2 protein-coding genes and 1 pseudogene are annotated in these 4,221 nt (G+C 25.8%); 2 read left to right on the plus strand and 1 reads right to left on the minus strand.

Translation table 11 applies throughout. The features are described from left to right. The first annotated feature begins 76 nt into the window (after positions 1-76). Both KQ44_RS14145 and KQ44_RS14150 read left to right on the plus strand, forming a co-directional pair. On the plus strand, positions 77-1,747 hold the full coding sequence (locus KQ44_RS14145; RefSeq protein ID WP_096737988.1) for an ankyrin repeat domain-containing protein: 1,671 nt from the start codon (positions 77-79) through the stop codon (positions 1,745-1,747). Positions 1,748-1,871: 124 nt separating this feature from the next. Continuing rightward, complete coding sequence (locus KQ44_RS14150; RefSeq protein ID WP_096737989.1) at positions 1,872-3,848, plus strand: hypothetical protein; 1,977 nt, start codon at positions 1,872-1,874, stop codon at positions 3,846-3,848. A 120-nt stretch (positions 3,849-3,968) separates the two neighbouring features. Here KQ44_RS14150 and KQ44_RS14155 read toward each other — a convergent pair. Further along, positions 3,969-4,221: pseudogene (locus KQ44_RS14155) on the minus strand (hypothetical protein); the annotation flags it as partial.

Consider the following 4,221-nt stretch of genomic DNA (forward strand, 5'->3'; position numbering starts at 1 on the left):
ATTAATATTTTGTAATTGAAATTTTAGTTATTATAATTTATAATGCGAAAATAAAAATACATACGGACGGTTTACTATGAAAAATATTATTTCTATAATTGTAATATTTATTTTAACGATTTCTATAATTTCATGCGGAGGCGGTAACGGCAGTAATAAAGAAGCAGTAGAAAATACTCAAACTAATCAAACAGAAACTAATAAAGTATATATTAATCCTACAACTACAAATGAAAATAATAATACAGATATTGATATTAACATTGATACAACTAAATATACTAATGAATATATTCAAGGTACAGAATTAGAACCTATGCCTACAGGATATAAAAAAATAGATGAAATACTTAATGAACATAAATATAAAGCACCAATATACGAAATATCAAAACTAATAGCAGAGGAAGGATTAGAAGGAAAAATTACTGAAATGACAAATTTTGGTGATAAATATATATTTAAAGATTCTACTCCTTTATTTTTGGCAGTACAATTCGGATACAATGATTTAGCAAAAGAGTTTATAAAAGAAGGGGCTGATGTTAATGCCAGAGTAGATGATATGGAAACAGAAGGCGGTATGGATATGCTTTACTATGCTGTTAGAAATAATAATCCTGAAATGACTAAAATCTTAATTGATAAAGGACTTGATAAAAATAGAGATTATGGTTATGAATATTCTACTTATTTGACAGATATTGCTATTGGCAACAACAATCTTGATATACTTAAACTTCTTGTAAAAAGAGGAGATTCAAAAGAAACTTTAATTCCAGAAGCAGTACGAGAAAATAACATAGAAATGGTTAAATATTTATTATCTATAGGACAAGATATAGATGCTCAGAGATTTTATGACGGATTTTGGGTTGATTCTCCTTTGAAAGTAGCTGCTGAAAACGGATATATAGAAATGGCTAAATTTTTAATTGATGAAGGAGCTAATTTAAACTCAGCTGATGATTATATGCTTTATGCATATAATAATTATGATATAACTAAATTATTAGTAGATAATGATATTTTTAATCTTAATACTAATACTACTAGAGAAGAAGCTATAACATTAGCAAAAAATAGCAAATATCATGAAATAGAAAAATTATTATCAAGCGAGGATTCCAATAATATAGACGGATATGATGAATTGATGAATGCTATATCTAAAGGCGATATGAAAGAATTAGAAAAACTTATAAAAGATGATACTGATTTAAATAAACAATATGATAATATTACACCTCTTGGCTTAGCTGCTGCTAGAAATGATAAAGAAATGGTTAAATTTTTAGTAGAGAAAGGTGCTGATATAAATTTAGAAGACGGATACGGATATACTCCCTTAATAATAGCAATGAAGTATCGTAATATTGGTTTAGTTAAAGATATTATTGATTTGAAGCCTGATTTAAATGCTATATGTTCAGCAACAGGAGATACCCCTTTAACATATTTAGTACGTGAAGTTTGGTTTGGTACAGATGCTTGTTACTATATGATAAAAAATGGTGCTGATGTAAATAAAAAAAATGATAATGGAGATACTCCATTAATAGTTGCCGTAGAAAATGTTATTGGAAGTTATGGTATGTTAGGAGTTATTATAAATATGGGAGCCGATTATAACATTAAAAATAGAGAAGGAAAAACAGCTATGGATATTGTTATAGAAGAAGATGACAAAGCAGCACTTCATCATTTAAATAATCCAGACAGTTTAGAATACTATCTTACTATATAAAAAATAATAAAATAAAAGTGCATGCATTATATATGTATGCACTTTTTTATTAATATTCTATAATTGAAATTTCACTCATTTTAATTTATAATGCGAAAACTACAATATATACATGGGGTACTATATGAAAAATATTATTTCTATAATTGCAGCATTTATTTTAGTTATTGCTGTAATTTCATGCGGCGGAAACAAAGAAACAAATCAGTCAGAACAAAATACTCAAACTAATCAAACATCACAATCTCAAAATATTCAAACTAATACTTTAGTTAATCAAAGCAAACAGACAAATAATCAAAAAGAATTCTTTGATATGAAATATGTATATAAAGGCATTAGAGCAGATAAAACTAAATTTGATGAGAAGCTTAAAAAATTAAGAGAAAATAATGAATATGCAAAAAGGAATTTTGATTTTCTTAATAGGAAATTTGCAAATGATGATGAAAGAAAAAAATATTCTATAGAGTTTATATCAAATGTTAATTATGCTGCATTAGATTTAGAATTCTTAATAAGCTGGGGTAATTGGGGGATATATAGTGAAGTTACAGATTATTATGCTGTTGGATATTTATATGTTGATCAAAATTTAGCATTAAAAAAAGCAAGAGAAGAATTATTAAAATTAAATAAAAAAGATGCTGATGTTTATTTAGCATTATTCTTATCTCATTTTGCCTGCGATTCGCTTTATTATTTTGAAGAAGAGAAAAAATATTTAACAGAATGGAAAAAAGCAGGCGGTACTAATATATCTATGATGATAGCAAAGTATGATGATGATAATGATTACAGCAATAAAATTAAATTAGTTGATTATATAATAGAAGCTCCTGATTCTTTAAGAGCAGAAAAATTAGTTGCTGATGCTTATAAAGATGATTTTTATAAATACATTGTAAAAGATAATGGATATATAGATTTATTCAATGAAAATAATTATTCTTTAACTTCAATTGAATTGGAAGGTACAGCCCGTTTATCTTCAGTAGAAATAGCAGAAGAAATAGGCAATACAAATATAATGAACAAATATATAAAAACTTATATAAATAATAGATTAGCTAATGATGATATAGAAGACTATTTAGAATATTATCAAAATTATTACAATATTAATACCGTTTATTGTTATGACGGTTGGAACAACCTTAATTTACTTGAGTTTAAAAAGAATACATTTTTAATTGAAAGCACTATGAACGGATTAGTAAATATGCATTATTATAATCCTGAGTTCATAAAAGATAATTTATATGCTTCATTTAAAGAAATAAAAAATTATAATTTTAAACTTGGAGATATAGATAATATAGAATCTGCCAAAATTAATTCAATTTCTACAAATGATTTGAAAGATTATACTAAAGACTCTAAATTTATAGATTCAGGAAACTTTGATAGAGAACAATATTCATCTTATATAGCCAGCAAAATGTATTATCCTTTGCATAGCGTATCTTTCTTCTTATGTGATATCAATAATGACGGCAAAGAAGAATTAATGCTTTCAGGCGAATATATAAGTTCTGCAGGAAGAGGCGGTATCGCACATTATACTTTACTTTTAAAAGATAATTTGGAAGTAGATTTTGATTCAGAAACAGGACTGCTTATTAATAATCCTGATTTTCAATCTTTGGAATGTAGTCAAAAAATATACACAGAAAACGGCAAAAATAAAATGCTTTTATTAGATACTCTTAATAATAAAGCATATGATATATTCGTTGATAATAATGAAATAAAAAATGCAGAAGTTTTTAATTATATTACATATAGTTATCAGCCAAAATTGGAATGGAAAGGAAGCATACTCGATGGAATGCCTGAAGGAGTTTTAAAAACAGATGCAAGTTTTGATATGTTTAAAGCAGAGAATGCATCAGACAAAGCAATAGTATCCGACAGAACTTTGAGAGTAGCTGACAAACTTATAAGCGACGCATATTTTACTAAAAAAGCTACTTTGGATAAACAAGGTCAGGAAGAATTATTAGAGCAAAGAAGAGCAGAAATAAAAGCTATTCAGGAAGCAAAAGGAGATATTAAAGCAATAGAAGCTGAAATGCTTAAGATTTTGAATATACAATAATTTTAATAGTTTCAATAAAAGTGCATGCTTATTTTTTATACGTATGCACTTTTTTATTTACATTTTTTAATTTTTGACAAATTATGGTTGGTTATATAATAATTTGAAAATTATTTTTTATTATCCAAATATACTATATAATACAGGTATTATAAAACATACTATAAAAGCCCAAGCTCCGTAAATATATATATAAAATACTGATTTGGTATTACCGATAGTAATTTCTTTTATATTTGTAATACTATCAGTTTTTTTGAATATTATAAGTATAGACTTGATATTAAAAAATGTTATAAAAATCAAATTGCCTAGCATAACTAAATTTGTACCTATCAATGTTATTTTATTTGGACTTATACCATATTCTATT

The sequence above is a fragment of the Brachyspira sp. G79 genome (genome assembly GCF_002379365.1).
Taxonomy (GTDB): domain Bacteria; phylum Spirochaetota; class Brachyspiria; order Brachyspirales; family Brachyspiraceae; genus Brachyspira.